This window comes from Stenotrophomonas sp. 2619 (assembly GCF_040548725.1).
GTDB classification, from domain to species: Bacteria; Pseudomonadota; Gammaproteobacteria; order Xanthomonadales; family Xanthomonadaceae; genus Stenotrophomonas; species Stenotrophomonas maltophilia_AP.
On sequence record NZ_JBEPSF010000005.1, the window covers coordinates 96,245 to 122,932 of the forward strand.

At 68.3% G+C, this 26,688-nt stretch carries 21 protein-coding genes; 15 read left to right on the forward strand and 6 right to left on the reverse strand.

Features of this window, described 5'->3' with window-relative positions; all coding sequences use genetic code 11:
* Positions 1 to 36: 36 nt before the first annotated feature.
* On the forward strand, positions 37 to 2,304 hold the full coding sequence (locus tag ABIA71_RS06870; protein WP_354284203.1) for an arylsulfatase: 2,268 nt from the start codon (positions 37 to 39) through the stop codon (positions 2,302 to 2,304).
* 23 nt (positions 2,305 to 2,327) lie between these two features.
* Here ABIA71_RS06870 and ABIA71_RS06875 read toward each other — a convergent pair whose 3' ends face one another.
* The 4 genes from ABIA71_RS06875 to ABIA71_RS06890 form a co-directional block, all read right to left on the reverse strand.
* Entirely contained in the window at positions 2,328 to 3,755 is a 1,428-nt protein-coding gene (locus ABIA71_RS06875) for a PepSY-associated TM helix domain-containing protein (protein WP_354284205.1), read from the reverse strand.
* Position 3,756: 1 nt separating this feature from the next.
* Complete coding sequence (locus tag ABIA71_RS06880) at positions 3,757 to 5,796, reverse strand: TonB-dependent receptor (RefSeq protein WP_502961209.1); 2,040 nt, start codon at positions 5,794 to 5,796, stop codon at positions 3,757 to 3,759.
* Between the two features lie 186 nt (positions 5,797 to 5,982).
* Entirely contained in the window at positions 5,983 to 6,417 is a 435-nt protein-coding gene (locus ABIA71_RS06885) for a hypothetical protein (protein WP_354284406.1), read from the reverse strand.
* 221 nt (positions 6,418 to 6,638) lie between these two features.
* Entirely contained in the window at positions 6,639 to 6,809 is a 171-nt protein-coding gene (locus ABIA71_RS06890) for a CsbD family protein (RefSeq protein ID WP_081797188.1), read from the reverse strand.
* 219 nt (positions 6,810 to 7,028) lie between these two features.
* Here ABIA71_RS06890 and ABIA71_RS06895 point away from each other — a divergent pair, with 219 nt between their 5' ends.
* On the forward strand, positions 7,029 to 7,319 hold the full coding sequence (locus tag ABIA71_RS06895) for a hypothetical protein (RefSeq protein WP_354284210.1): 291 nt from the start codon (positions 7,029 to 7,031) through the stop codon (positions 7,317 to 7,319).
* Between the two features lie 54 nt (positions 7,320 to 7,373).
* Here ABIA71_RS06895 and ABIA71_RS06900 read toward each other — a convergent pair whose 3' ends face one another.
* Positions 7,374 to 7,853 (reverse strand): hypothetical protein, encoded by a 480-nt coding sequence (locus tag ABIA71_RS06900; protein WP_354284212.1) that lies wholly within the window; start codon positions 7,851 to 7,853, stop codon positions 7,374 to 7,376.
* A gap of 131 nt (positions 7,854 to 7,984) precedes the next feature.
* Positions 7,985 to 8,341 (reverse strand): bleomycin resistance protein, encoded by a 357-nt coding sequence (locus ABIA71_RS06905; protein ID WP_354284214.1) that lies wholly within the window; start codon positions 8,339 to 8,341, stop codon positions 7,985 to 7,987.
* 443 nt (positions 8,342 to 8,784) lie between these two features.
* Here ABIA71_RS06905 and glgA point away from each other — a divergent pair, with 443 nt between their 5' ends.
* From glgA to ABIA71_RS06970, 13 genes are all read left to right on the forward strand, one after another.
* Positions 8,785 to 10,347, forward strand: a complete 1,563-nt coding sequence (glgA, locus tag ABIA71_RS06910; RefSeq protein ID WP_502961210.1) for a glycogen synthase GlgA — start codon at positions 8,785 to 8,787, stop codon at positions 10,345 to 10,347.
* A 41-nt stretch (positions 10,348 to 10,388) separates the two neighbouring features.
* Positions 10,389 to 12,584 (forward strand): 1,4-alpha-glucan branching protein GlgB, encoded by a 2,196-nt coding sequence (glgB, locus tag ABIA71_RS06915; protein ID WP_354284408.1) that lies wholly within the window; start codon positions 10,389 to 10,391, stop codon positions 12,582 to 12,584.
* A complete protein-coding gene (gene treZ, locus ABIA71_RS06920; RefSeq protein ID WP_354284216.1) occupies positions 12,581 to 14,320 on the forward strand; it encodes a malto-oligosyltrehalose trehalohydrolase in 1,740 nt (579 codons plus the stop codon). Before glgB ends, treZ begins: the two co-directional genes overlap by 4 nt.
* Positions 14,317 to 16,218 carry a 4-alpha-glucanotransferase gene (gene malQ / locus ABIA71_RS06925; RefSeq protein ID WP_354284218.1) on the forward strand — a complete coding sequence of 634 codons (1,902 nt, stop codon included), beginning with the start codon at positions 14,317 to 14,319 and terminating at the stop codon, positions 16,216 to 16,218. The genes treZ and malQ overlap by 4 nt, the downstream gene beginning before the upstream one ends.
* A 1-nt stretch (position 16,219) precedes the next feature.
* Complete coding sequence (gene treY, locus ABIA71_RS06930) at positions 16,220 to 18,769, forward strand: malto-oligosyltrehalose synthase (RefSeq protein ID WP_354284220.1); 2,550 nt, start codon at positions 16,220 to 16,222, stop codon at positions 18,767 to 18,769.
* An 11-nt stretch (positions 18,770 to 18,780) separates the two neighbouring features.
* Positions 18,781 to 18,942, forward strand: coding sequence for a DUF2934 domain-containing protein (locus ABIA71_RS06935; protein ID WP_128096427.1), 162 nt, complete (start codon positions 18,781 to 18,783; stop codon positions 18,940 to 18,942).
* A complete protein-coding gene (gene glgX / locus ABIA71_RS06940; protein ID WP_354284222.1) occupies positions 18,939 to 21,077 on the forward strand; it encodes a glycogen debranching protein GlgX in 2,139 nt (712 codons plus the stop codon). Before ABIA71_RS06935 ends, glgX begins: the two co-directional genes overlap by 4 nt.
* Positions 21,078 to 21,269: 192 nt before the next feature.
* Positions 21,270 to 22,130 (forward strand): STAS domain-containing protein, encoded by an 861-nt coding sequence (locus ABIA71_RS06945; protein WP_354284224.1) that lies wholly within the window; start codon positions 21,270 to 21,272, stop codon positions 22,128 to 22,130.
* 1 nt (position 22,131) lies between these two features.
* Positions 22,132 to 22,497 carry an STAS domain-containing protein gene (locus ABIA71_RS06950; RefSeq protein WP_128096430.1) on the forward strand — a complete coding sequence of 122 codons (366 nt, stop codon included), beginning with the start codon at positions 22,132 to 22,134 and terminating at the stop codon, positions 22,495 to 22,497.
* Positions 22,494 to 22,895, forward strand: a complete 402-nt coding sequence (locus ABIA71_RS06955; RefSeq protein ID WP_128096431.1) for an ATP-binding protein — start codon at positions 22,494 to 22,496, stop codon at positions 22,893 to 22,895. Before ABIA71_RS06950 ends, ABIA71_RS06955 begins: the two co-directional genes overlap by 4 nt.
* Positions 22,886 to 23,902 (forward strand): ATP-binding protein, encoded by a 1,017-nt coding sequence (locus tag ABIA71_RS06960; RefSeq protein WP_354284227.1) that lies wholly within the window; start codon positions 22,886 to 22,888, stop codon positions 23,900 to 23,902. Before ABIA71_RS06955 ends, ABIA71_RS06960 begins: the two co-directional genes overlap by 10 nt.
* Positions 23,902 to 24,759 carry a sensor histidine kinase gene (locus ABIA71_RS06965; protein ID WP_128096433.1) on the forward strand — a complete coding sequence of 286 codons (858 nt, stop codon included), beginning with the start codon at positions 23,902 to 23,904 and terminating at the stop codon, positions 24,757 to 24,759. The genes ABIA71_RS06960 and ABIA71_RS06965 overlap by 1 nt, the downstream gene beginning before the upstream one ends.
* On the forward strand, positions 24,746 to 26,686 hold the full coding sequence (locus tag ABIA71_RS06970) for a response regulator (protein ID WP_354284229.1): 1,941 nt from the start codon (positions 24,746 to 24,748) through the stop codon (positions 26,684 to 26,686). The genes ABIA71_RS06965 and ABIA71_RS06970 overlap by 14 nt, the downstream gene beginning before the upstream one ends.
* The last annotated feature ends 2 nt before the right edge of the window (positions 26,687 to 26,688 follow it).

The following is a 26,688-nucleotide window of genomic DNA, read 5'->3' on the forward strand; positions in this document are numbered from 1 at the left end:
CCCCCTTCATGTCGATCCCAGCCAAAGGACATCGCGATGAACGACGACGTTCAGAACCTGCCCCTGCCACCGCCGGCATTCGGCGGCCGCATCAGCGAGAACTACAAACAGGCCACGGCCGATTTTCCACAGCCGGTGTCACCGCCGTCCGGCGCGCCGGACGTGCTGGTCATCCTGATCGACGACCTGGGCTACGGGGGAACGTCGATGTTTGGCGGCCTGATTCCCACGCCCAACATCGACACCCTCGCCAAGACCGGGCTGCGCTACAGTCACTTCCATAACTGCGCGCTGTGCTCGCCCACCCGGGCTGCGTTGCTGTCGGGGCGCAACCATCACCGCACCGGCAACGGCTCCATTACCGAAGGCTCCACCGGCTTCCCCGGCTACAACAGCATGTGGTCCGATGACAACGCCGCCATCCCCCAGGTGCTGGCCTACAACGGCTACACCACTGCGGCGTTCGGCAAGTGGCACAACACCCCCGACTGGGAAACCAGCCCGGTGGGCCCCTTCGACCGGTGGCCCACCGGCAAGGGGTTCCAGACTTTCTACGGGTTCATGGGCGGGGAGACCAACCAGTTCACCCCGCAACTGTTCCGCAACACCACCCCGGTGGAACCGGACACGACCCCCGAGCAGGGCTACCACCTCACCGACGACCTGGCCACCAAGGCGATTGAATGGCTGCACACCCGCCAGTCGATCACCCCGGACCGCCCGTGGTTCCTGTACTGGGCACCGGGCGCGATGCATGCCCCGCACCACGTGCCGGAACGCTACATCACGCCGTTCAAGGGCCGCTTCGACATGGGCTGGGATGCCTATCGGGCAGACCTGTTCGAGAGCCAGAAGAAGATCGGCGCGGTGCCGCCGGATGCGCAGCTGACCCCGCGCCCGGCGGAGCTGCCGGCCTGGGACACGCACAGCGCCGATGAGAAGCGCCTGTTCGCGCGGCAGATGGAGTGCTTCGCCGGCTTCCTGACCCATCTGGACGAGCATGTGGGCCGACTGCTGGACGCGGTCAACGCATTGCCGAATGCGGACAACACCCTGATCATCGCCGTGCTCGGCGACAACGGCTGCAGCCCTGAAGGCGGCCTGTTCGGCACGTTGAACAACATGGCCACCCAGAATGGTTTCCCCGACGACGTGGCCAGCATGCTGCCGGCGATCGATGAAATCGGGCAGGGCCACCATGAGAACCACTTCGCCGTCGGCTGGGCCTGGGCCATCGATTGCCCGTTCCAGTGGACCAAGCAGGTGGCGAGCCACTTCGGCGGCAACCGCACGGGCGTTTCGGTGACCTGGCCGGCGAAGATCAAGGCCGGCGGCGAGCTGCGCGCGCAGTTCCAGCACGTGGTGGACATCGCGCCCACCATTTACGAAGCCGCGGGTATCCCGTTCCCGGAGTCGGTGAACGGCATCAGGCAGCAGGCGCTGGATGGCCGCAGCTTCATCCACACCTTCGCCGATGCGTCGGCCCCGTCCACCCACCTCACCCAGTACTTCGAGAATGCAGGCAACCGCGCCATCTACCACGAGGGCTGGATCGCCTCTGCCCATCACGGCGTGCCGTGGGTGCTGCTGGGGCGGGACGGCAACTTCGAGAACGACCACTGGGAGCTCTATGACCTGAGCCAGGACTTCAGCCAGGCCAATGACCTCTCGGCCGAGCACCCGGAGAAACTGGCCGAGCTGCTGGCGATCTTCAAGCAGGAAGCGGAAGCCAATTTCGTGTTCCCGCTGGATGACCGCTTCTCCGAGCGCGCCCACATCCCGGATCGCCCGAGCGTGACCCGCGGCCGCACACGGTTCAAGTACTACGCCGGCACCACCCGGATCAGCGAAGGCACCGCACCGGATGTAAAGGCGCGCAGCCATTCCATCACCGCGCGCCTGGTGATTCCAGCCGGTGGGGCGGAAGGCGTGATCGTCGCCGCCGGCGGTGGCGCCGGCTACACGTTCTTCATCAAGGCCGGGGAGCTGATGTACGAGAACAACTTCTTTGGGCGCGAGCGCGACCTGCTTCGGGCCGGTGGCACGCTGCCCGAGGGCGAGGTGACCGTGGCCTTCCACTACACCCATGAGAGCACGCAATACGGTGGCGGTGGGACAGGGTGGCTGGAGATCGATGGGAAGGAGGTGGCACGACAGGCGTTCGCGCACGTGCCGCCTGCGCGCTACAGCGCCACCGAAACGCTGGATATCGGCCGCGATCTGGGCGAGGCCGTCTCGCGCCAGTATCACTCGCCGTTTGCCTTCACCGGGACGCTGAAGGATGTGGTGTTCGAGGTCGGGTGACGGCGCGACCGGTGACCCTGCGCTTACTCCCGGGCCTGGCTCGGCGAACGCCATCCCCCGCTGGCGATGACGTCGAGCACGCCCACCACCAGCAGTGACGCGCCGACCAACGGGAACAGCACGCCGCCCACGCACAGCACTGCGAACACGGTGGCTACCGTCCGGCGTTCCTTCGGCAATGGCGGCACCCCGATGCCGCCGCGTGGCCGGCGCTTCCACCACATCACCGCGCCGCTCACGCACAGCATCACGATCGCCGCGCAGGCCAGCAGCAGGAACAGCCGATTGAACGTGCCGTACTCCTGGCCCAGGTGCACGTTGATGCCCCATTCCAGCCCGCGCCCCGCTGCGCCGTAATCGGCGTAGCCCATGTCCAGCAGCACCCGGCCGCTGTACTGGTCCAGGTGCACCACACGCTGGCCGGCCACGTCTTCCGGGTAGACCGAGGCGGTATAGACGCCCATCGGGCCACGCGGCAGGGCCACGCTGTAGCCGGGCGCCAGCCCGAGCGTGCTGAACCGCTGCACGGCCGCGTCGATGCCGATGGCGCCCGGCTGCGGTGATAGGTCGCCCAGTGCTCCGCCGCCGTGGCCTTCGTGCCCGGCGTGCTTTTCGGCAGGTGCGTGATGCGCATGGGGCAGGGCCGACGCCGGCAGCCGCGCCTGCTCCATCGACCAGGTGGGGGTGGTGGTATCGGCCAACCGTTGCTGCGACATCGGTAGCTGCACGCGCACGCCAGCGGGATAGCCGTAGTCCTGGCCGTTGGCCCACGCGTTGACCTGCTTGCCCCACACCACCGACCACGGCATGCCGGTGACGGCCAGGAACAGCAGCACCAACCCGACCCAGACGCCGGTGACCGCATGCAGGTCGCGCCAGAACAGGCGCTGCCTGGGTCGCCCGCGCACGGTGGTGACGCCGCCTTGCTGCCCGCGTGGCCACCAGAGGTAGAGGCCGGTGAGCACCAGCAGGATGGCCCAGCCGGCGGCGATCTCGATCAGTGCGCTGGCGTAGTCGCCCAACAGGTCCAGGCTGTGCAGCCGGCGCACCACACCGGACAAGGTGCCCTTGTCGGGCAGGTGCCCGAGTACCTGCGCGGTGGCGGGGTGCACGTAGTAGACCTCGCGCTGCCCGTTGGGCTGCAGCACGCCGATTTCCACGCTGCCATCGGCGCGTTCGGGCGTGGTGTAGCGGAACACGTCGCCGGGGGTAACGGCGGTGACAGCGGCAATCTGCGCGCTGGGCAACGCGGGCGCCTGCGGCGAGGGTGCGGCTACCTTGAGGTCATGGTGCACCCAGCGGTCGATGGGCTTCTGGTAGAGGTAGGTGGCACCGGTCAGCGCCAGCCAGGCGATGAACGGCAGCACGAACAGGCCGGCATAGAAATGCCACCGCCATACCGCGCGGTAGAAGCGCCAGCGGTCTGGGGCGAGTGTGGTGGGGATGTGCATCTCAGAGCTCCCGGGTCCAGCTCAGGTAGAGCGCGCGGCCATCGCCCGGCGAGTAGCCCGACGCGCCACTGTCATACCAGGCATACACGTAAAAGCGGTCGGTGGCGTTCTTCAGCTGCAGGGCCAGTTGGTTGCGCGCGTCCAGTTGGTAGCGGGCGCTCAGGTTCAACAGCGCATAGCCGCCGTAACGACCCAGCGTGTTGGTGCGCTCCACGAAGTAGTCGCCCTGGCCATTACCCCAGGCACTGAAGGTCCAGTCTGCCGTGGGGGCGTACTCCACGCCGGCGCTGGCCAGCCAGTTCGGCACGTTTTCGATCTGCCGCCCCCGCGTGTTCGGTGCGGCGGGGTCTGGTACGTCGATCACCGCCTTCTGCCGCGCATACGAGGCCCAGGCGCGCCAGCGCGGGGTGGCCTGCCAGGTCAGCTGTGCGTCCCAGCCACGGCGCAGCGTTTTTCCGACGTTGCCCACGTCGTTGCTGCCCACGCTGCCGTTGACGCCCAGAATGGTCGCCACCTCATCGGACGCGCGCTGTTCCCAGTAGGCCACCCGGGTCTGCAGGCCGTGGGAGGGCGCCCACTTCAGGCCGGTTTCCCAGCCTTCGTTGATGGAAGGCGACAGGTTGCCGGCCTGGGTGCGGTAGGCGCCGTTGCCGCTGCCGATCTGGAAGGTGCGGCCCCAGTTGGCGTAGGCAACGGTGTTGCTGGCCAGGTCGTAGGACACGCTCAGCTTGGGCTGCTTGATCAGGCCGTAGTCGTAGACCGGCGCATGGGTGGTAGTGGCCACGTTGTGGAAGTCGCCCTCGATGTGGTCCACGCGGTAGGCAGGCACGATCTTAAGCGCCTGGGTGGGGCGGATCACGGCCTGCACGTAGGCGCCCCGGGTGTCCAGGTCGAAATCCCAGTCACGCAGGGTGGCCTGGCGCTCGCGCGTGACGGTGCGGAAGCGGCGTGCGGTGTTGTCCTGCCATTGGCCGTCCACGCCGGCATCCAGCACGAACTCGGCCAGGGCCGTAGTGGGGCGCCAGGTGGTGGTGAGGATCAGGCCACGGTGGGTTTCGTCGTTGAAGCGCTCCTGCTGCGCCCCGCCCGCGGTGAACGTCACCCAGCGCTGGTTGCGGTAGTCATTCTGGTAGGCCTTGGCGCTCCAGCTCCCGTCGCTGCCCAGCGCGCCATCGAGGTGCAGGGCGGTCTGGAGGGTTTCGCGCTCGCTGCGATCATCGCGGGCGTAGGCGGGCGACTGGTTGGGGTTGGCGTGCACCTCGGCGTAGCTCAGATAGCCGGCTTCCAGCGCGGTATTTTTGTAATAGCGGCTGGTCAGGCCCGCGCGCCAGCGGCCATCGGGATCGGTGTAGAACCATTTGCCGGCGAAGCTGCGTTGGGTGCCCTCGGCGTGGTCGCGCTCGCCGTCCGCGCCGCGCCAGCCGATGAAGTAGTTCTGCGACCACGCGCCGTTCTCGAACCCCTTGGCCACCTGGACGTCCCGGGTGCCGAAGCTGCCTACGGTAATGCTCAGCTGGCCATCGTTGCCGCCCTGGCGGGTGAGCACGTTGACATCACCGGCGATGGCATGCAGGCCATAGCGTGCGTCGTTGGTGCCGCGCACGATTTCGATCGCGCTGATATCCAGCGGGAACACGGCGTCGAAATAGGGCATGCCGCCGGCGTTGTCGTTGCTGGGAATGCCGTCGATGAGCAGCTTGACCGCGTTGATGCGGCCTTCGCCGTTGAAGCCACGGAAGGAGAAGCGTCCGGCATCGGTGCCCATCTTGAACTGGGTGACCTGCACGCCGGGGGCGTTCATCAGCAGCTCCCAGCTGTGGTCCACCTTCTGCTGCTGCAACAGGTCGCCGCCGATGATGTCCACTGAACTGAACACCGCGCGCGCCGGGAGCGCGCGTTCGGCGGTGGTCCGAGCCTGCACGGTGCCCAGGGTGAGCACGGTGCCGTCCTGGGCGGTGGCAGGCAATGGGGCCAGGACCGTGCAGGCGAGGGCGGCCAAGACGGCGTGGGAAAGCCGGTGGGAAACAGGAGATCGGTTCATTGTGCACAGCATCGAAATGCCGCGACCCTCAGGGGGTCGAGACAGGCAAAGGCGCCGGCGTGTGCGCCGGATGGTGGAGGGGACGGGCTGAAGCCAGCGCCACGCGCGTGCACCCGGGCAAGAGCCGGGCATCCAGGGCGGGAAATGAAGGTCTGGCGCGAGGCGCGCCTTGGGACCTGGGCTGGATCAGCAGGCGAGGGCGTGCGGTGGGCCGCGTGCGCCAAGTGTTCCCGGGGAGGGAGAGTGCCGGGTATCCAACAGGCCCGCCAGGGGCCGGAACTGCACGGGGCCGACGGCCATCAGCAGAAGCAGGGCGACCAGCAGGCTGATCATCCGTGCGGCGATCACGCAGTAATCGCAGTCCACGCCCATGTCGTGCTGCGCATGGGGATCACCAGAAGGCGTGGCTGCGGGTGCGGGTGCTGATTCGGCGTGTGCCGACGGAGCCATCATGGCGTGGTCCCTGCCATGGGCCGCATCGTGATGCATCGGGTGCGCATGTGCTGCGGCGGTAGCCACCGGCTGGGCATGCGCGGCATGGGCATGCAGTGGCTGCACGGTAGCCCACGGCGGATGCGCCAGCGCCCGGCTCACCAGCGGAGCGACCACCACAAGCAACATGGCCAGACAGGCCCAGGCGTGAAGCCAGCGGTGGAGAGCAGGGGAGCGCACGGCCCGGATTCTAGGCCATATGTGGCGCCCCACGCGGCGCAGTCACCGGGTTTCTGCGGGATTGCGACGGTTTGTCGCACCTGCAGCCGGCCCCGGGCGCCGGATGGATGGGCAATGTTCGGGCAACCGCTACTGCTCCGTCGCCGCAGCTCGGGAGCAGTGCGCGCACGTCAGTGGCGGGCGTTGTCTTTCGCCTTGCCTACTTCACTCTGCACCTTGCCGACGGTCTTCTGGGCCTTGCCTTCAAGCTCCTGGGCCTTGTCGCCCGTGACCTTGCCGGCGACTTCCTTCACGGTGCCCTTGACCTGGTTCTTTGCACCTTCGGTACGATTCTTGTCCATGTTCAACGCCTCGCTTATCGCCCAGAGTGGGCGTGGTCATGCTGCTTGCATGGGGGGTGTGGCGTGAGTGAAATCCTGCCGCGCGATACCAAACGGTTCAGGGTTGCAACGTTCGCGCGATGAACATCCGGCAGCAGTGCGTGGGCTGCACGACATCTGCACTCGCGCTCCACATCGGGCCACTTAGAGTTTTGCCCACCCCCACCATGGCGCGCGCTCGTGAACCTGCAGACCCCCGTTTCCCATCCGCTTCCCCGGCGCGCGCTGCCCGACAGCTGCCAGTTCGATCTGCTGGATGTGAGCGCGTTGCAGGACCCCAGCAGCGGACGCATCGTCCACCTGTATTCGATGGTGGCGCGCTGCCTGTCGTGCGAGGTGATCTTCAAGGCGCAGGAAGGGCAGGGCTTCGTCAGTACGTCGGCGGCGCGCGTGCTGCGGTGTCCCACCGGCTGCGGCGAGCAGGCCCTGAAAGGGGCGGCGCTGCGTCAGTGGCACCTGCAGTCGGCCTAGCCGCTGTAGCGCCCCGGAAGATCCGGGGCGCTGATGGTGCGTGGTGCGGGCAGGTCAGGCGGGCAGGTCCCACTTCGCGTGGTCGGCGACTTTCTGCTTGTAGATCGTGCCTGCAAAGTCCACATGCAGTTCGGTCCAGTCACCGGCATCGTGCCGGCCCAGGACTTCGAAGTGCTTGGGCTTGCGTTCGGGCTTGCCCGTGATGGTCCAGCCCGCTTTCTTCACCGCGGCCACTACGATGCGCGGGTCTGCTGGCACGTCGGCGTGGGGGTGTTTGGGGCCGTGATGCGGCTTTTTGTGTTCCACCGCGACAGAGGCGCCGCCCTTCCTGGCGATACGTGCGACTTTGATTTCCGATGGACGCTGTTCCCCCTCAAGCCTGACGGCCAGGCCCGGCTTGAGCGGGAACGCCTCGGCACCCTTGGGGCCTAGATCGGCCAGGTAGACCTGCTCGTCGTTGCAGAGCAGGGTGAACCGATGCGCAAAGACGTGTTCGATGACGCCCGCCAGGGCGACCTTTTCATGGTGCGGCATGCATTTCTCCTGAGAGCGCCCAACCGCGGGCGCTCCCTGTCAATGCGGGCCGTTGCGGGGGTTTCAATCGCGTGCCGTTTGCCGTCCCTTACTGGTTCATCCGTCAGCGGGGGAAGGGCGCGTGAGTGGGTTCACTCCCCCTGTGTAGCAAACCGCAGCCGGTTATGGTCCGGGTCCACCACCATCATCTCGCGGCCACCCCACGGCACATCGTCCGGCGCGCGGAACACGGCGGCGCCAGCCGCCACGAAGGCGGCGTGCAGGGCATCCACGTCGGGCACGTGGAAGTACACCGCGCCGCCGGGTTCGCAGTCGCCGGCATGTTCGGTCAGGAACAGCAGCTGGCCGTCGCGGCTGATCTGCACGAACAGGGGCATGTCGGGCGCGAAGCGGTGCTCCCAGTCGATGGTGAAGCCCAGCTGCTGGTAGAACGGCACGCTGACGACGGCGTTGGTCATGCGCAATTGGGGAATCACAGTCTGTTGCATGCGAGCTCCGATGCGGATTGGTGTGTTGAATGCTAGCGCCGTCGTCGCTGTTGCGCGGTGCTGGCATCAGGATTCAGCGCCTGCGGAACGCATATATGCACAGCAGACACCCGTGTTTCGCGCGTATCACTCCCCATTGATCGTTGGCGCACGATCAAGCGAGTGCGACGGAAAAGGAATTCTTAATGGTTCAGTCTGAGTGGTGAATCAGCTGCACCTAAGCATTTGTATAAGCACATGCCATTTCGGCAGGGTGTTTCACGCAACTGTCGTAACAGGTTCACGGCGCATTGATTGAGCAGGGGTGTAGATTCAAATCACGCCCCAAGTAATGGCTGGGGTTTCCCCCCTCTTCGTAGTGATCTCCTGATTATTGCTTGCGCCGGCCATTCCGGTTCGAGGTGGAGCCTGCTGCGTCGCGTTTCTCTGCCATCGAGTCGCCCATGCCTACGCGCCATCTCCCCCTCGCGTCTTCCGCCGCCAGTGCAGACGCCGTTTCCCAGTGCGATGCCCTCCAGGAGCGTCGACATCGGCGTCCAGCGTCATCGCTTGGACGCTCGGGTTTCTTCGCCCCGCTGCCGGACACGGCACGCCGGGTGTTGTTCGTTGTCTCGGAAATGGCGGACTTCGTCAAGGCCGGTGGTCTGGGCGATGTGGCAGCCGCGCTGCCGCGCGCATTGCGCGACCGCGCCGACATGCGCGTGCTGATTCCCGGCTACAGCGAGGTGCTGGCGCGCACCGGGCCCATCCAGGTGGTGGGGCAGACCGAGGCGCATGCAGCGCTGCCGGCCTGCGTGATCGCCCACACCGTGCTGGACGATGGGCTGCCGGTGTACGTGCTGATCTGCCCGGAACTGTACGAGCGCGAAGGGACGCCTTACGTGGACAACGCCGGCCTGCCCTGGGGCGACAACGCGGTGCGGTTTGCCACGCTGTCGCGCGCGGCGGCGCTGATGGCGTCCGGTGAGGCGGGCATGGAATGGCAGCCGGATCTGCTGCACCTGAATGATTGGCCGTGCGCGCTGGCGGCCGCGTACGTGCGCTGGCAGGGCAGCACGGCATCGTGCCTGCTCACCATCCACAACCTGGCCTACCAGGGCCTGTTCCCCACCGCGCTGGCCACCGACCTGGGCATCGACGAGGCGCAGTGCGAGGCGCTGGAGTTCCATGGCCAGCTGTCGTTCCTGCGCGGCGGCATCGTCCATGCCGACCAGGTCAACACCGTGAGCATCAGCTATGCCGCGCAGATCACCGCGCCAGCCGAAGGATGCGGCCTGGATCGGCTGCTGTCGCGCCGCGCCGCGCTGGGGCACCTGAGCGGCATCGTCAACGGCATCGATGCCAGCTGGGATCCCAGCACCGACCGGCACCTGCCGGCGCATTTCGACGTGCACAGCTTTGAAGGCCGTGACCACAATGCCCGCGATGTGCGCCGTGCCTTCGGCCTGCCGGAAAGCCGGGGACCGTTGTTCGCGGTGGTGTCGCGGCTGGTGCACCAGAAGGGCCTGGACCTGACCTGCGACGTGGCACCGCAGATCGTGGCCGCGGGCGGCCAGCTGGTGATCATCGGCGGCGGCGAGCCGGCCATTGAAGCGCAGGTGCGTGCACTGGCGCGCCGCTTCCCGGGCAGCGTGTCGGCCTATATCGGCTTTGATGAAACGCTGGCGCGCCGCATGTTCGCCGGCGCCGACTTCCTGTTGATGCCATCGCGGTTCGAGCCCTGCGGGCTGAGCCAGATGTACGCGCAGCGCTTTGGCTGCCTGCCGATCGCGCACGCTACCGGGGGGCTGATCGATACCGTGGACGATGGCGTTACCGGGTTCCTGTTCAATGGGCCCGAAGTGGACAACCTGCGCCGCTGCGTGCAACGCGCGTTCCGCACCTTCCGGCAGCCGCGCCTGATGGCCGCCATGCGTCGCGCGGCGATGCTGCGGCCCAGTGGCTGGGAGGTTGCCGGCACGCACTACATCGACCTGTACCAGCGCACCGCAGAGGCGCGCGCATGAAGGTGTCCTGCGAACAGACCAACGCCAGCGAACACAGCTCGATGGACACGCAGGATTCCTTGCCCGCCGGCGACGCGCTGGAGCCCGCACTGGCCGCATTGGCGGCCGGTGCGCCGGGCGACCCGTTTGCCTTGCTTGGCCCGCACCGCGATGCGCAGGGCCGCTGGTGGCTGCGGGTCCTGTTCGCCGGGGCCGTGGGTGTACAGCGGCGGGACAAGGCCGGCCAGTGGACGCCGATGACCGCGCGCGGCCAGGGCGTGTTCGAGGCGCCAACCGACGGTGCCGGGGTAGCGCTGCTGCGAGTGGACTGGGGCACGCACCAGCAGGAGATCGAGGATGTGTTCGGCTTCGGGCCGCAGCTGGACGCGGCCGTGCTGGCCGGCATCCCCGACGGCGACCCGCACAGCATCCGGACCGGGCTGGGCGCGCAGCTGGCCACCGACCAGGGCGTGGCGGGCGTGCGCTTCGCGGTCTGGGCGCCGAACGCGCGCCGGGTGGCAGTGGTGGGCGACTTCAACAGCTGGGACGGCACGCGCCATCCGATGCGGTTCCGCCACGAGGCGGGCGTATGGGAAATCTTCGTGCCGCGCGTGGCGGCCGGCGCACGCTACAAATTCGAGATCATCGCGGCCGATGGCGCGCACCTGACCGACAAGGCCGACCCCATGGCGCGCCAGTGCGAGCCGCTGCCGGGCACCGCGTCGGTGGTGGGCTCGGCCGCCGGGCACGCGTGGCAGGACCAGGACTGGATGCAGGCACGCGCCGCCAACGCGGCCGGCGCGATCTCCATCTATGAGCTGCATGCCGGGTCATGGCGTCGCAGCGCAGACGGCGGGGTGCTGGATTGGGACACGCTGGCCGACACCCTGATTCCCTACATCAAGCAGCTGGGTTTCACCCACATCGAGCTGCTGCCCGTAAGCGAGCATCCGTTTGGCGGCTCGTGGGGCTACCAGCCCCTGGGGCTGTATGCCCCCACCGCACGGCATGGCGACCCGGAAGGATTCGCGCGCTTCGTCGACCGTTGCCACCAGCATGGCCTGGGCGTCATCGTGGATTGGGTGGGCGCGCACTTCCCCTCCGATGCGCATGGCATGCAACGCTTCGACGGCACCGGTCTGTACGAGCATGAAGATCCGCGCCAGGGCCTGCACCCGGACTGGGACACGTTGATCTACAACTACGGCCGCAGCGAGGTGTCCGGGTTCCTGATCGGCAGCGCGCTGGAGTGGATAGACCGTTTCCACATCGACGGGCTGCGCGTGGATGCGGTGGCGTCGATGCTGTACCGCGACTACAGCCGCGAAGACGGGCAATGGATTCCGAATGCGCACGGCGGTCGCGAGAACCTGGAAGCGATCGACTTCCTGCGTGCGCTCAACAGCGCCATTTCCAGCACGTACCCGGGCGTGGTGGTGATCGCCGAAGAATCCACGGCGTGGCCCGGCGTGACCGCGCCGGCCGCCGAGGGCGGGCTGGGCTTTTCGCACAAATGGAACATGGGCTGGATGCACGACACCCTGAGCTACCTGCAACGCGACCCCATCCACCGCTCGCACCACCACAGCGAGATGACCTTCAGCGCGATGTATGCCTTCTCCGAGGATTTCGTGTTGCCGCTGTCGCACGATGAAGTGGTGCATGGCAAAGGATCGCTGCTGGGCAAGATGCCGGGCGACCGCTGGCAGCAACTGGCCAACCTGCGCGCGTACTACGGCTTCATGTGGGCCCACCCGGGCAGCAAACTGCTGTTCATGGGCGGCGAGTTCGCCCAGGCCACCGAATGGAACCATGACGCCGAGCTGGACTGGGCGCTGGCCGCGCAACCGGAACACGCGGGGGTGGCGCGACTGGTGGCGGATCTGAACCGGCTGCTGCGCGACATTCCGGCGCTGCGCCACGGCAACCGCAGTGAACACGGCTTCGAGTGGAGCGTGGGCGATGACCACGCCAACAGCGTGCTGGCCTTCATCCGCCACGATGTGCACGGCGAGGGCGGGGCGCTGCTGGCGGTGAGCAACTTCACCCCGGTGGAGCGCCACGGGTATCGGGTGGGTGTGCCGCGTGGCGGGCGTTGGCGTGAGGTGTTCAACAGCGACAGCCAGTTCTATGGCGGCAGTGATGTGGGCAACCGCGGCCACGTGGACGCCATGCCGATTGCCATGCACGGCCACGCGCAGTCGATCGAGCTGACGTTGCCGCCGCTGTCCACGCTTTACCTCCAGGTGAGCGAGTGACGCCTGCGCGGCGGCAACTGGGCGCGCGGCGGCAGGCAGAGGGTGGGTACTGCTTCCGGCTATGGGCGCCGGCCGCATCCCGCGTGGACCTGCTGCTGGACGGTGAGGTGGTGGCGATGACCGACGAGGGCGATGGCTGCCACGCCGTCGTGTGCGCCTGCGCACCCGGCCAGCGCTACCGCTTCCGGATTGATGGAACGCTGAGCGTGCCCGATCCGGCGTCGCGCTGGCAGCCGGAAGGACTGAAGGGTGCCAGTGCCATCCCCGATGAGGACGCCTACGTGTGGCGCACTACCGGCGGGGCAGGGCGCGTGTGGCCCGAAGCGGTGCTTTACGAGGTGCACGTGGGGGCGGTGGGCGGCTATGCGGGCCTGCAGGCCCAGCTGCCCGCACTGGCCGCCATGGGCATCACCGCGTTGCAGCTGATGCCATTGGCCACCTTCGCGGGCACACGCAACTGGGGCTACGACGGCGTGCTGCCGTATGCGCCGGTGTCGGTGTACGGCAGCCCTGATCAGCTGAAGGCTCTGGTGGATGCCGCCCACGAGCTGGGCATGATGGTGCTGCTGGATGTGGTGTTCAACCACTTCGGCCCGGAGGGCAACCAGTTGGCCGCCTATGCGCCTCAGTTCTTCCGCGAGGACGTACGCACGCCGTGGGGCGCGGCGATCGACTTCCGGCAGCCGTGGGTGCAGCGTTTCTTCATCGAGAATGCGTTGATGTGGCTGCGCGAGTATCGCTTCGACGGCCTGCGCCTGGATGCGGTGCATGCGATCCACCCGCAGACGTTCCTGGAAACCCTGCGCGAAGCGATCCACACCGATGGGCCGGCGCATCCGGTGGACCTGGTGGTGGAGAACGAAAACAACGCCGCTTCGTTGCTGGGCGAAGGCTACACCGCGCAATGGAACGACGACTTCCACAACGCGCTGCACGTGCTGCTCACCGGCGAAACCGAGAGCTATTACGCCGACTACGCCACCGCGCCGACCACGGCCCTGGCCCGGGTACTCTCCGAAGGGTTTGCCTGGCAGGGCGAGGTGAACCGGCACGGCAACCGCCGCGGCGAGCCCAGTGCCGGGCTCTCGCCCGACCATTTCGTGGTGTTCGCGCAGAACCACGACCAGATCGGCAACCGGGCGTTTGGTGACCGGCTGCAGCAGTCGGTGGCGCCGGCGCGGTTGCGCGTGGCGCAGGCGCTGACCGCCCTGACGCCGATGGTGCCGCTGTTCTTCATGGGCGAGCCATGGGGCGCCTCCGAGCCGTTCCTGTTCTTCACCGATTTCGAGCCGCCGCTGGATGAGGCCGTGCGCGAGGGCAGGCGGACCGAGTTCCGCCAGCTCAAGGCGTTTGCCGAAGCGGCGGCCCGCGATGCGATTCCCGATCCGAACGCGCGGGCGACCTTCGAGGCCTCGCAGTGCCCGCTGCCATCGCCGGAGGCGTTGGCACACAACCCCTGGCTGGCCCACTTCAAAACATGCCTGGCGGCGCGCCGCCGCTACCTGGTGGACGGCGTGGCGCAGGCGCGCAGTCTGGGCGCCACGGTACTGGCCGACCATGCCATTGCGGTGGGGTGGGCACTGCCAACGGGTGAGTGGTGGCTGGCGTTCAACCTGGGCGACGGCCAGGCCAAGGCGACGTTGCCTGCGGGGCAGACCGTGCTGTCGCTCGGCGCCGCCGACGCCGGTGGTACCTTGCCGCCAGCATCGATGCTGGTTCGCTGGGTGCCGCGATGACCGGGCCTGCTGTCGATCTGGTCGGCCTGGCAGGCGCCGTTGGCGTGCTGGTGGACTGGGAGGACGTGCACGGCACCCCGCGCCGGGTTGAACCGGCGACGCTGCTGGCAGTGCTGGAGGCACTGGAGTGGCCGGCAACGTCCGCTGCACAGCGCCAGGACAGCCTGCAGCGCTGCATGGCCGAGCGGGCGCAACCCCGCCTGCGTACCGCGCTGGCGGGTGCGACGCTCACGATTGGACCGCCCGATTCGGCCCACGCCGTGTGGTGCGACGAGGAAGGACGCACCACGCCGGCACGTCGGGACAGCGCGGGCGGCTGGCATTGTCCGGACCGGCCCGGCTACTGGACGCTGCGGGTGGGTGCGGACGAACACGCCGTTGCGATCGCGCCGGCCCGCTGTTTCAGCGTGGCCGATGCCAGCGGTACGCCCACGCCGCGCCGCTGGGGTGCCACCCTGCAGGTGTATGCGGGGCGGTCGCGCGCCGACGCCGGCATTGGCGACAGCGACGGAGTGGCCGCGTGGTGCCGACGCGTGTATGCCGCCGGGGGCGATGCGCTGGCGCTCAGCCCACTGCATGCGGCCGGCCGGATCGAACCTCTTTTCAGCCCGTACTCGCCCAGCGACCGGCGCTTCCTGGAGCCGGTGTATACCGCGCCGCCGCCGTGGGTACAGGCCGACGACGTGGATAACCACGCACCGATGCCACCGCCAGATGGCCTGATCGACTGGGCGGGCGCGGCGGCCTTCAAATGGGCGCGCCTGTCACGCTGGTTCGAGGCCATGCAGGATGCGCCGCAGGATCTGCAGGCGGCGCTGCATCAGCATCAGCAGGCAGGCGGCGCGGCGCTGGCGCGCTTTGCGTCCTTCAACGCGGCGGGGTTGGGCCAGCCCGACCCGGCGTTGCAGTGCTTTGCGCAGTGGCTGTCGACCCGAAGCTGGGCGCAGGTGCAGCAGCGTGCGCGCGCGCGCGGGATGGCACTCGGGCTGATCGCCGACCTCGCGGTGGGCTTCGTGCCTGACGGCGCCGAGGCGGCGGCCGCGGGCGACACCGCGCTGCGCGGGCTGGTATTGGGAGCACCGCCGGATGCGTTCGCACCGCACGGGCAGGTGTGGGGCGTAAGCAGCTACTCGCCCGATGGATTGCGGCGCACCGGGTTTGCGCCCTTCATTGCGCTGCTGCGCGCGGTCATGCGGGATCGTGGCGGCGTGCGCATCGATCACATCCTGGGCCTGCAGCGGCTGTGGGTGGTGCCGCACGGGGCGGGGTCGGGCGCGGGTGCGTACCTGCGCTATCCACTGGACGACCTGTTGAACCTGCTGGCGCTGGAGTCATGGCGGCACCGCTGCATCGTCATCGGCGAAGACCTTGGCGTGGTGCCCGACGGCATTCGCCAGCGGCTTGCCGAGCGCGGCGTGATGGGCATGGACGTGCTTGCCTTCTCCCGTGCCAGCGACGGTGAGTTCCTGCCACCCAACCTGTGGCGCACGATGGCCGTGGCCACCACCGGCACCCACGATCTGCCGACGCTGGCAGGCTGGCAGCGCGGCGAAGACATTGCGGTGCGTGCGCGGCTGGCCAACGACAGCGACGACATCACCGCGGCGGCCATGGCGCGGCGCCGCCAGGAAGCCGCGCAGCTCGCCGGTGCGGTGGGGGCCGACCAGGCATGCCCGGACACCCTGCACGACGCCGCGATTGCGTTCGTCGCCACCGGCCCCGCCCCGTTGGCGCTGCTGCCGGTGGAAGACGCGCTGGGGCTGCGCGAACAGGTGAACCTGCCGGGTACCGTGGCGGTGTATCCCAACTGGCGCCACCGCCTGCCGCAGCCGCTCCCGCGCCACCTGCTGCACGCGGCGCTGCGCCGGTTTGCCGCCGCGCGCGGAAAGGAGCACTGAGATGGTGCCGTTCCGGGCTACCGCACGGGTGCAGCTGCATGCCGGCTTCACCTTCGAGGCTGCGCAGGCCCAGCTCGGGTACTACGCGGACCTGGGCATCAGCCACCTGTACCTGTCGCCGATTGCCAGCGCCGTGGCCGGTTCCAGCCACGGCTACGACGTGATCGATCCGGCGACAGTCAACCCGGCACTGGGCGGTGAGCCTGCGCTGATCCGGTTGGCCGAGCAGGCGCGCAGGCATGGCATGGGGCTGATCGTGGACATCGTGCCCAACCACGTGGCCGCGCACCCGAGCAACCCGTACTGGGCCGATGTGCTCGCCCACGGCCAGGCCAGCCGGTATGCCGCCTGGTTCGACATCGACTGGAACGCGCCCGGCCGCGACGGGAAACTGTGGCTGCCGGTGCTCGACCGCCCGGTGGCGGCGGCGCTTGCCGACGGCGTGCTCCAGGTGGAGCGTGATGCGCACGGCACCGCCTGGCTGCTGCTGCCGGAGGGCCGCTATCCGCTGGCCCCCCAGACCCAGCCCGACGCCGCGCCCGGCATGCCGGCCCGCGCGTTGGCCGCGGTGCTGGCGCGCCAGGCCTACCGGCTGGCGTGGTGGCGCAGCGGCGATGCGCAGGTGAATTACCGGCGGTTCTTCACCATCAGCGCGCTGGCGGCGCTGCAGATGGAGCGCGCGGAGGTATTCACGGCGGTGCATGCGTTGCCGTTGCGGCTGGCCGCTGACGGTGTCATCGACGGCGTGCGCGTTGACCATGTGGATGGCCTGCGCGATCCGACCCGCTACCTGCGCACGCTGCGCTCCGCCCTTGACGCGGCGGGCGCGGCGCGGCAGCTGGCGCCGGGCACGCTGGGGCTGTGGGTGGAGAAGATCCTGGGCCATGACGAGCAATTACCTGCCCGTTGGCCGTGTGATGGCAGCACCGGTTATGACGCCATGGATCAGGTTAGCGCGCTGCTGCATGACATCGCCGGTGGCGCGCAGCTGGCTGCGCAGTGGCGGCAGGCCATGGCGGACCCGCGCGATGTGGGGCAGGTCGAGCGGCAGGCGCGTGTGGAGGTGCTGGAGAGCGGCCTGAAGGCAGAGTTCGACGCGCTGGTAGCCTTGCTGGCGAGGGTGGCCGATGAAGCGGGCGGCGCGGCGGCCGATCTGGGCGCCGTGCTGTTGGGCACGGCGGTGGCGCGGCTGCTGGTGCACTTTCCGGTCTACCGCAGCTACCTGGACGACGAAGTGGCCACAGCGGCGGACCGTGGCTGCTGGCAGCAGGCGGCGCAGGCCGCGTGCGCCGGCGCTGACCCGGCAGTGACAACGGCCATCCAGCACATCCTGGGCTGGATGCTGGCCCCGCTTGCAGTAAATGCACCGCCGACGCTGCGCGCGGCCTGCCTGCGCCTGCGCCAACAGGTCCAACTGCTGAGTGCGCCGCTGACCGCCAAGGCAGTGGAAGACTGCAGCTTCTATCGGTACGCCGCCCAGTTGTCGCGCAACGAGGTCGGCAGCGATCCCGCCGTGCTGGGGCTGTCGGCAGCGGATTTCCACGCGCGGGCGGCCGAGCGCGGGCGCTCCCACCCGCGTGCATTGCTGGCCACGGCCACCCATGACCACAAGCGCGGTGAAGATGCGCGGATGCGCCTGGCGGTGTTGTCGCACTGGCGGGAATGGTGGCATACGCACGTGCGCCGCTTCGACCGTCTTGCCGCGCCCCTCGGTGCGGCCGCGCTGCATCCTGCCGACCGGCTGATGCTGTGGCAGACCCTGGTGTCGGCCTGGCCGGCCGAGGCGGAGCGGGTCCCGGACGGCTTCGCGCAGCGTGTGGCCGAATGGCAACGCAAGGCCCTGCGCGAAGGGGGCCTGCGCAGTAGTTGGCGCGACCCCGATGCCGCCTATGAGCACGCGGCCGGCACGCTGCTGGACAACATGTTCAGCGCACCCGCCGCGCAGCCGCTGCGGCAGGCGCTCTGCGCGGCGGTGACACGGCTGGCGCCGGCCGGGGCGCGCCTGAGCCTGGTGCAGGCGGCACTGCGCCTGACGATTCCCGGCGTGCCGGACCTGTACCAAGGCACCGAAGGCTGGGATCTGTCGCTGGTCGACCCGGACAACCGTCGCCCCGTGGACTACACCACGCGCCGCGAGTGGCTCGACGAGACGCGGCGCTGGCCACAGCTGCTGGCGGCCTGGCACGACGGCGCAGTCAAGGCGCGGCTGCTGCACGCGTTGTTGCAGGTGCGGCGCGCGATGCCCGCACTGTTCGCACACGGCGACTACCAGCCGCTGCCCACCACCGCACCTGACCGGGTGCTGGCGCTGTGCCGCCAGCATCAGGGCCAGCGCCTGGTGCTGGTGGTGGCCATCGGAATGAGCGCCGGGCCGGCTACCCACGCCACCGCCGCGCTGCCGGCGCGGTTCTGGGGAGGCGCCCGGGTCAGCGTCCCGCCCGGGCGCTATCGCAACGTACTCACCGGTCAGGCTGTAGAAAGTCAAACCGCCTCTGTTCCGTTGCGGGTGCTGTCTGCGGACAGCCCCGTGACCCTGTTGATCCACCACTGAAGCCGGGACCCATGGAAGAGCACGAACGACGCGAACGCATTGCAGAACTGGCGCGACAGATCTGGGAGGCCGAGGGCCGCCCGGACGGACAAAGCACGCGCCATTGGCTGATGGCCGAGCGATTGCTCGAGGCCGAACTGAAGGCGGCGGCCGGCAAGGAGCCGCGCCGATGAGCCCGCTTCCCTCCGTGCAGACCTCGCGCGTGCGCGCCGGCCGCCCCTTTCCGCTCGGTGCCACCTGGGACGGGGTAGGGGTCAACTTCTCGCTCTACAGCCGCCACGCCACCCGCGTGGAGCTGTGCCTGTTCAACGAGCGCGGACGCGAGGTGGAGCGGATCGTGCTGCCCGAGTACACCGACGAGATATGGCATGGCTACCTGCCCGACGCGCGTCCGGGCCAGCGCTATGGGTACCGCGTGGATGGCCCCTACGCACCCGAGGCAGGTCACCGCTTCAATCCCCACAAGCTGCTGCTGGACCCGTACGCCCGCCAGGTGGTGGGCCACCTGAAGTGGGCCCCGGCGTTGTTCGGCTACACCGTTGGCCATCGCGACAAAGACCTGAGTTTCGACAAACGCGACAGCGCGCCGTTCATGCCAAAGTGCGCAGTGGTCGATCCGGCGTTCACCTGGGGGCGCGACCGTCCGCCGGGCGTTGCCTGGGAAGACACGGTGATCTACGAGGCACACGTGCGCGGCCTGTCGATGCTGCATCCGGACATCGCCGAATCGGCGCGGGGCACGTTCTCCGCACTCAAGCACGACAGCCTGCTGGACCACCTCAAGCACCTGGGCGCCACCGCGCTGGAACTGCTGCCCGTGCACGCCCACGTGGACGACCAGCACCTGCTCGAGCGTGGCCTGCGCAACTATTGGGGCTACAACACCCTGGCCTTCTTCGCGCCGGACCCGCGGTTGCTGGCCACCAACGCCATCGCCGAATTCAAGCAGATGGTGGCCGGCGTGCATGCGGCCGGGCTGGAAGTGATCCTGGACGTGGTCTACAACCACACCGCCGAAGGCAACGAGCTGGGCCCGACGCTGTCGTTCAAGGGCATCGACAACGCCAGCTACTACCGCCTGGCCGACAACCCGCGCTACTACGTCAACGACACCGGTACCGGCAACACCTTCGACCTGACCAACGCCGGTGCGTTGCGGATGGTGATGGATTCGCTGCGCTACTGGGTGCAGGACATGCACGTGGACGGCTTCCGCTTCGACCTGGCCACCATCCTGGGGCGCGAGCGCGAAGGGTTCGATCCGTCCGGCAGCTTCCTCGACGCGGTGCGCCAGGACCCGGTGCTGAGCCAGGTGAAGCTGATCGCCGAGCCGTGGGACATCGGCCCGGGCGGTTACCAACTGGGCCAGTTCCCCCCCGGATGGGCCGAATGGAACGACAAATTCCGTGACAACGTACGTGCACTGTGGCGGGGCGACGGCGGGCAGCTGCCCGAGTTCGCCACCCGCATCATGGGCTCGGCCGACCTGTTCAACCACAAGGGCCGGCGTCCGGCGGCGTCGATCAATTTCGTGACCGCGCACGACGGATTCACCCTGCACGATCTGGTCAGCTACAACGACAAGCACAACCAGGCCAATGGCGAGGACGGGCGCGACGGCAGCGACCACAACATCTCCTGGAACCACGGCGCCGAAGGGCCCAGCCAGGACGCGGACCTGCTGGCGCTGCGCGGGCGGCAGATGCGCAACATGCTGGCCAGCCTGCTGTTCGCACAGGGCACGCCGATGCTGTTGGCCGGCGATGAGTTCGGGCGCACCCAGCAGGGCAACAACAATGCCTATTGCCAGGACAACCCGTTGACCTGGCTGGACTGGGCCGAGGCCGCCTCTGAGGCGGGCAAGCGCCAGACCGCATTCGTGCGCAAGGCACTGAAGCTTCGGCGGCGCTATCCCCACCTGCGCCGCGGACGCTTCCTGGACGCGCGCGACGGGGGCGATGAGGGGTCGGTGGAATGGCTGCGCGCCGATGGGGCGCCCATGGGCGAGGCCGACTGGAACGATCCGGAGGCACGTGTGCTGATGGTCAGGATGGGCGGCAGTGATGCCGGCACCAGCGAGCAGGGTCCCGAACATGAAACCCTGCTGCTGGTGGTCAATGCCGGCCATGCCGAGGTTCGGTTCGCGGTGCCTGCGCCGGGCGACCGGCACTGGCGCGTGCTGCTGTCCACCACGGCAGGCCAGGCACCGGTGCTCGACGAAGGGGGTGGGCTCACCCTGCCTGACCGGAGCGTGGCCCTGCTGGCCAGCCGTCCGCTGCGCAGTTGGGCCGCTCCGGCAGGGGGCTGAGGCATCGGATCGGGCGCGACGCGGGCAGGGTGCAAGGGGCGTTACATGAACGAGTCAGCTATGTGGGCAATTGCTTCACATCAGACGCTTCACCGTACGCTCCTCAGCAACCTGAATTGATTTAAGCTCGCGTCCCGGCGCCCATTCAGGTGCGCCGGTCTGGCTCTCCACCTCTCTTTGCAGGAATTCCGCATGGCGGCTTTGCAGCAGCGCACGATCGACCTCATCCGAAGCCACCAGGAGACCCTGTTGGCCCAGTGGATGGACAGCCTTACCGGTGGTGGCCAGACCCAGGACGGGCGGTTGTCCGCCCGCGAACTGGATACGCAGGCCCGCGAGTTCTGGCGCCTGTTCCTGCAGGCGCTGTCGGTGGCCAACACGGGCAGCCTGATCGGCGCCGACTGGCAGGAAACCCGCCGTTTCCTTGAAGACCTCTCGCGCGACCGCGTGCTCAAGGGCTTCGACTCGGCCGAAACCGCCCGCTTCCTGTTCTCGCTCAAGCGCCCGTTGTTCGACCTCATCCAACAGGGGTACGCCGACGACACGGCGCTGCTGGGCGACCAGCTGTGGGCGATCTCCGAACTGCTGGACCTGCTGGGCCTGCACAGCGTCAAGGCGTTCCAGAAGACCCGCGAAGACGTGATCCAGCGCCAGCAGGAAGAAATGCTGGAGCTGTCCACCCCCGTGGTGAAGCTGTGGGAAGGCGTGCTGGCGCTGCCGATGATCGGCACGCTGGATTCGCAGCGCACCCAGGTGGTGATGGAATCGCTGCTGCAGCGGATCGTCGATACCGGCTCGGAAATCGCCATCATCGACATCACCGGCGTGCCCACCGTGGACACCCTGGTGGCCCAGCACCTGCTCAAGACGGTCACCGCCATCCGCCTGATGGGCGCCGACGCCATCATCAGCGGTGTGCGCCCGCAGATTGCCCAGACCATCGTGCACCTCGGTCTGGACCTGCAGGGCATCGTGACCAAGGCCAACCTGGCCGACGCGCTGGCGTTGGCGCTCAAGCGCACCGGGCAGACGGTGGTACGGGCAGAGCGCTGATATGGAACGCATTCCGATTCTGCAGATGGGCGATCTGCTGCTGGTGACCATCCAGGTGGACATGCATGACCAGCTGGCACTGACCCTGCAGGACGACCTGAGCGAGAAGATCCGCCGTACGTCCGCGCGCGGCGTGCTGATCGACATCTCGGCACTGGATATCGTCGATTCCTTCATCGGGCGCATGATCTCCACCATCTCCTCCATCGCCCGGATCATGGATGCCACCACCGTCGTGGTGGGCATGCAGCCGGCGGTGGCGATCACGCTGGTGGAGCTGGGGCTTACCCTCAGCGGCGTGCGTACCGCGCTCAACGTCGAGCGCGGCATGAAGCTGCTGCAGCGCACCGACGAAGACCTGCCATGACCGCGCCGACCGGTGTGTTGCCGATCCGCGTCGAGCAGGATGTGGTGCTGGCACGCCAGGCTGCGCGCCAGGTGGCGGTGGCCTGCAAGCTGCGGTTGATCGACCAGACCAAACTGGTGACCGCTGCCAGCGAGCTGGCACGCAATGCGGTGATCTACGGCGGCGGCGGCACCATGGCCTGGGAAATCCTGGAAAGCGGCCTGCGCAAGGGCGTGCGCCTGGTCTTCACCGACCAGGGGCCCGGCATTCCCGACCTGGCCCAGGCCCTTACCGATGGCTGGTCGTCCGGCTCGGGCATGGGCCTGGGGCTGTCTGGTTCGCGCCGGCTGGTGGACGACTTCGAGCTGGACAGCGCGCCAGGCGAAGGCACGCGCATTGCCATCACCAAATGGACCTGAATTTCACCGGCCAGGTGACCCGGGTGGTGGCGGTCGAGGAGGTCTCGCAGGTTGGACAGGCCCGGCGCGAAGCGCTGGCCCTGGCCGAACATGCCGGGTTTGACGAGATGGATGCCGGGCGCGTGGCCCTGGCCGCTACCGAACTGGCCACCAACGTGATCAAGCATGGTCGCGGCGGGCGCATGTACCTGTCGCTGGTCTGCGGCCGCAGTGGCCGCGGCGTGGAACTGTGCACGCTCGATGCCGGCCCCGGCTTCTCGCTGTCCGAGTGCCTCCCCGACGGCGTCTCCACCGGCGGAACACAGGGGCTGGGGCTGGGCGCCATCCGCCGTCAGGCGACGGTGCTCGATGCCTGGTCCGATGCACGCGGCGCGGTGATCGTGGCCCGCATCTACCCGAGCCGGTCCGCGCCGGACATCGACCTGGCCTACGGCGCGCTGCGCATTCCCATGCGCCATGAAGTGGCCTGCGGCGATGGCTGGCACCTGCGCGCCGATGGGCAGAACACCGTAGTGACCCTGATCGATGGACTGGGCCATGGCCTGCCGGCGGCCGATGCCGCCCAGGCCGGCACGGCCGCCATGGCCAGCGCCTCGGGCTTCGACGCCGCCACGCTGATCGGCGCGATGCATGCCGGCATGTCCGGCAGCCGCGGCGGTGCCGCCGCCGTGGCCTGTGTCGGGCCGGGGGCGCAGAACGTGCAGTTCGCCGGCATCGGCAACATTGCCGCCTCGCTGTGCGAGCCCACCGGCTCGCGCGGGATGGCCTCGCACCCGGGCATCGTCGGGGTGCAGTTCCGCAAGGCACAACCCTTCCACTTTCACACCCCTGCAGGCACGCTGCTGGTCATGCACAGTGACGGACTGCAGGCGCGCTGGAGCCTGCGCGACTACCCCGGCCTGGTCCACCGCCACCCGGCGCTGATCGTGGCGGTGCTGCAGCGTGATTTCGACCGCGGCCGCGACGATGTCGGCATCGTTGCGCTGCGTCTTGGAGATATACATTGATGTCCACTGCCAACGATCAGCAGATGCAGCAGCTGCGCATGGAAGCCGACGCGCTGCGCGCCGAGCTGGACGAAACCAACCAGGGCGTGCTGGCGCTGTATGCCGAGCTGGACCAGCAGGCAGAGCAGCTGCGCGAGGTCTCCGAGCTGAAAAGCCGGTTCCTGTCCTACATGAGCCACGAATTCCGCACGCCGCTGGGCTCGATCCTGAGCATGACGCGCCTGCTCGAAGACGGCATGGACGGTCCGCTCACCGACGAACAGCGCCGCCAGGTGCGCTTCATCAGCGCTTCCACCAGCGAGCTGCGCGAGATGGTGGACGACCTGCTGGACCTGGCCAAGATCGAGGCCGGCCGCATCACCATTTCGCCGGCCTGGTTCGACCTGATGGACCTGTTCTCGGCGCTGCGCGGCATGTTCCGCCCGCTGGTGGAAGGGGACAGGCTGGACCTGCTGTTCGAGGACCCGCCGGCGTTGCCCATGCTGTACACCGATGACAAGAAGCTGGCGCAGATCCTGCGCAACTTCATTTCCAACGCCCTGAAGTTCACGCCCAACGGGCAGGTGGTGGTCTCGGCCCGCATGCAGGGCGACGATTCGGTGCGCTTCAGCGTGCGCGACACCGGCATCGGCATCCCGGCCGAGCTGCAATCCACCCTGTTCGAGGATTTCGTCCAGGTGGATACCCCGCTGCAGAAACGCCTGCGCGGCACCGGCCTGGGGCTGTCGCTGTGCAAGCGGTTTGCCGAGCTGCTGGGCGGCCATGTGGGCGTGGACAGCGTGGTCGGCGAAGGCTCGGACTTCTACGTTGTGCTGCCCTACAAGCTTGCCGAGGAGGCGCCCCGTGCCGAACTCTGATCGCATCCTGGTGGTGGACGACAACGCCGCAACCCGCTACGCGGTGCGGCGCGTGCTGGAGCACCACGGCTACAAGGTCGAAGAAGCCGGTACCGGCGGCGAAGGGCTGGCACAGCTGGCCCGCCAGGATTTCGGCGCGCTGGTGCTGGACGTCAACCTGCCGGACATGAGCGGGTTCGACGTGGTGCGGCAGCTGCGCGACGACCCGCGCATGCGGCTGCTGCCGGTGGTGCACGTGTCGGCGGCCTCGATCGCCACCGGGGACCTCATCACCGGCTTGAACGCCGGCGCGGATGCCTACCTGATCCACCCGGTGGATCCTGACGTGCTGCTGGCCACGCTGCGCACGCTGCTGCGCGCGCGCCGTTCGGAAGAAGCACTGCGCGAGGCCGAAGCACGCTTTGGCGAGATATTCCGCCAGATTAACGCGCCGATCGCGGTACTGGACGCCGACCTGCGCTACCACGATGCCAACGACGCCTTCGTGCGGCTGCTCGGTGAAGATCGCGCGCCGGGCCGACTGGATGCGCTGCTGGCCGACCAGATCCTGCCGTTGAGCGCACTGAAGGTTGCGCTGGCCGAGGGCGAGCGCTGGCAGGGCACCTTCACCCTGCGCGCGGGTGCATCGACGCGGATCACCGAATGGCGCGTCACGCCCTACCGTGCACCGGGCCAGGGCCTGGTGCTGATCCAGGACACCACCGAACGCCACGCACGCGAGACCGAACAGCGCCAGGAACTGGAAAGCGCCACCTCGGAACTGGCCTTCCAGATTGCAGAACGCCAGCGCACCGAGGTCGAGCTGCTGCAGGCGCAGAAGATGGACTCACTGGGCCAGCTCACCGGCGGCATCGCGCACGACTTCAACAACCTGCTGACAACGATCATCTCCGGCCTGGACATGATCGAGATAGCCGTGGCCCGGGGCACCTGGGACAAGGCATCGCGCTATGTCGATATCGCCACGGCCTCGGCGCATCGCGCCGCCGCCCTGACCCAGCGCATGCTGGCCTTCGCACGCAAGCAGCCGCTCGACCCGCAGACCTTCGACGTGGTGGCGCGGATCCGCTCGCTGGAAGACATGCTGCGCCGGTCGATCGGCGAGAACATCGAGCTGGAACTGGAGCTGGGCGCGCAGCCCATGGTGGCCGTGGCCGATCCGAACCAGTTCGAGAACGTGATCCTCAACCTGGTGATCAACGCGCGCGATGCGCTGGCTGGCCAGGGGCTGATCCGGATCCGGGCCGGTCGCACCCTGGTGGAACGCGACCATGAGCTGGCCCCCGGGCACTACATCAGCGTGAAGGTGCTCGACAACGGCACCGGCATTCCGCTGGAGCTGCTCACCAAGGTCTTCGAGCCGTTCTTCACCACCAAACCGCAGGGCGAGGGCACCGGGCTGGGCTTGTCGATGACGTACGGGTTTGCCCGGCAGTCCGGCGGCAGTGCCCGCATTGCCAGCGAGCGCGGGGAGGGCACCGAGATCGAGCTTCTGCTGCCCGAGGGCCAGCTGCTCAGTCCCGAACAGACGCCGCAGCCCACCCAGGTGCCGCGCGGACGGTCCGAGCGCATCCTGCTGGTGGACGACACCGACTCGGTGCGCATGATGGTGCGCGAGATGCTGGTGGAGTCGGGCTACCAGGTGGTGGAGGCGATCAACGCGCAACAGGCGCTGCTGGAGCTGCATTCCGAGCGCGGCATCGACCTGCTGCTCTCCGACGTGGGCCTGCCCGGCATGAACGGCCGCGAGCTGGGCGACGCGGCGCGGGCATTGCGCCCGCAGTTGCCGGTCCTGTTCATCACCGGCTATACCGAGAGCGCCGTCGTGCGCAACGATTTCCTGGGCACCGGCATGGCCTTGCTGCCCAAGCCGTTCAGCGTCAACGAACTGCTGCGCAGCGTGCGCCAGATGCTGCCGGTCGTCTGATC

What these genes read in the sequence shown, in the direction of transcription:
- ABIA71_RS06900 (WP_354284212.1), bottom strand. Translation starts at nt 7,853, where the DNA reads ATGCCGCACCATGAAAAGGTCGCCCTGGCGGGCGTCATCGAACACGTC.
- ABIA71_RS06960 (WP_354284227.1), top strand. Translation starts at nt 22,886, where the DNA reads ATGGACCTGAATTTCACCGGCCAGGTGACCCGGGTGGTGGCGGTCGAG.
- ABIA71_RS06870 (WP_354284203.1), top strand. Translation starts at nt 37, where the DNA reads ATGAACGACGACGTTCAGAACCTGCCCCTGCCACCGCCGGCATTCGGC.
- ABIA71_RS06965 (WP_128096433.1), top strand. Translation starts at nt 23,902, where the DNA reads ATGTCCACTGCCAACGATCAGCAGATGCAGCAGCTGCGCATGGAAGCC.
- treY (WP_354284220.1), top strand. Translation starts at nt 16,220, where the DNA reads ATGGTGCCGTTCCGGGCTACCGCACGGGTGCAGCTGCATGCCGGCTTC.
- glgA (WP_502961210.1), top strand. Translation starts at nt 8,785, where the DNA reads ATGCCTACGCGCCATCTCCCCCTCGCGTCTTCCGCCGCCAGTGCAGAC.
- glgB (WP_354284408.1), top strand. Translation starts at nt 10,389, where the DNA reads ATGGACACGCAGGATTCCTTGCCCGCCGGCGACGCGCTGGAGCCCGCA.
- ABIA71_RS06875 (WP_354284205.1), bottom strand. Translation starts at nt 3,755, where the DNA reads ATGCACATCCCCACCACACTCGCCCCAGACCGCTGGCGCTTCTACCGC.
- ABIA71_RS06945 (WP_354284224.1), top strand. Translation starts at nt 21,270, where the DNA reads ATGGCGGCTTTGCAGCAGCGCACGATCGACCTCATCCGAAGCCACCAG.
- ABIA71_RS06890 (WP_081797188.1), bottom strand. Translation starts at nt 6,809, where the DNA reads ATGGACAAGAATCGTACCGAAGGTGCAAAGAACCAGGTCAAGGGCACC.
- malQ (WP_354284218.1), top strand. Translation starts at nt 14,317, where the DNA reads ATGACCGGGCCTGCTGTCGATCTGGTCGGCCTGGCAGGCGCCGTTGGC.
- glgX (WP_354284222.1), top strand. Translation starts at nt 18,939, where the DNA reads ATGAGCCCGCTTCCCTCCGTGCAGACCTCGCGCGTGCGCGCCGGCCGC.
- ABIA71_RS06905 (WP_354284214.1), bottom strand. Translation starts at nt 8,341, where the DNA reads ATGCAACAGACTGTGATTCCCCAATTGCGCATGACCAACGCCGTCGTC.
- ABIA71_RS06885 (WP_354284406.1), bottom strand. Translation starts at nt 6,417, where the DNA reads ATGTTGCTTGTGGTGGTCGCTCCGCTGGTGAGCCGGGCGCTGGCGCAT.
- ABIA71_RS06935 (WP_128096427.1), top strand. Translation starts at nt 18,781, where the DNA reads ATGGAAGAGCACGAACGACGCGAACGCATTGCAGAACTGGCGCGACAG.
- ABIA71_RS06950 (WP_128096430.1), top strand. Translation starts at nt 22,132, where the DNA reads ATGGAACGCATTCCGATTCTGCAGATGGGCGATCTGCTGCTGGTGACC.
- ABIA71_RS06880 (WP_502961209.1), bottom strand. Translation starts at nt 5,796, where the DNA reads ATGAACCGATCTCCTGTTTCCCACCGGCTTTCCCACGCCGTCTTGGCC.
- ABIA71_RS06955 (WP_128096431.1), top strand. Translation starts at nt 22,494, where the DNA reads ATGACCGCGCCGACCGGTGTGTTGCCGATCCGCGTCGAGCAGGATGTG.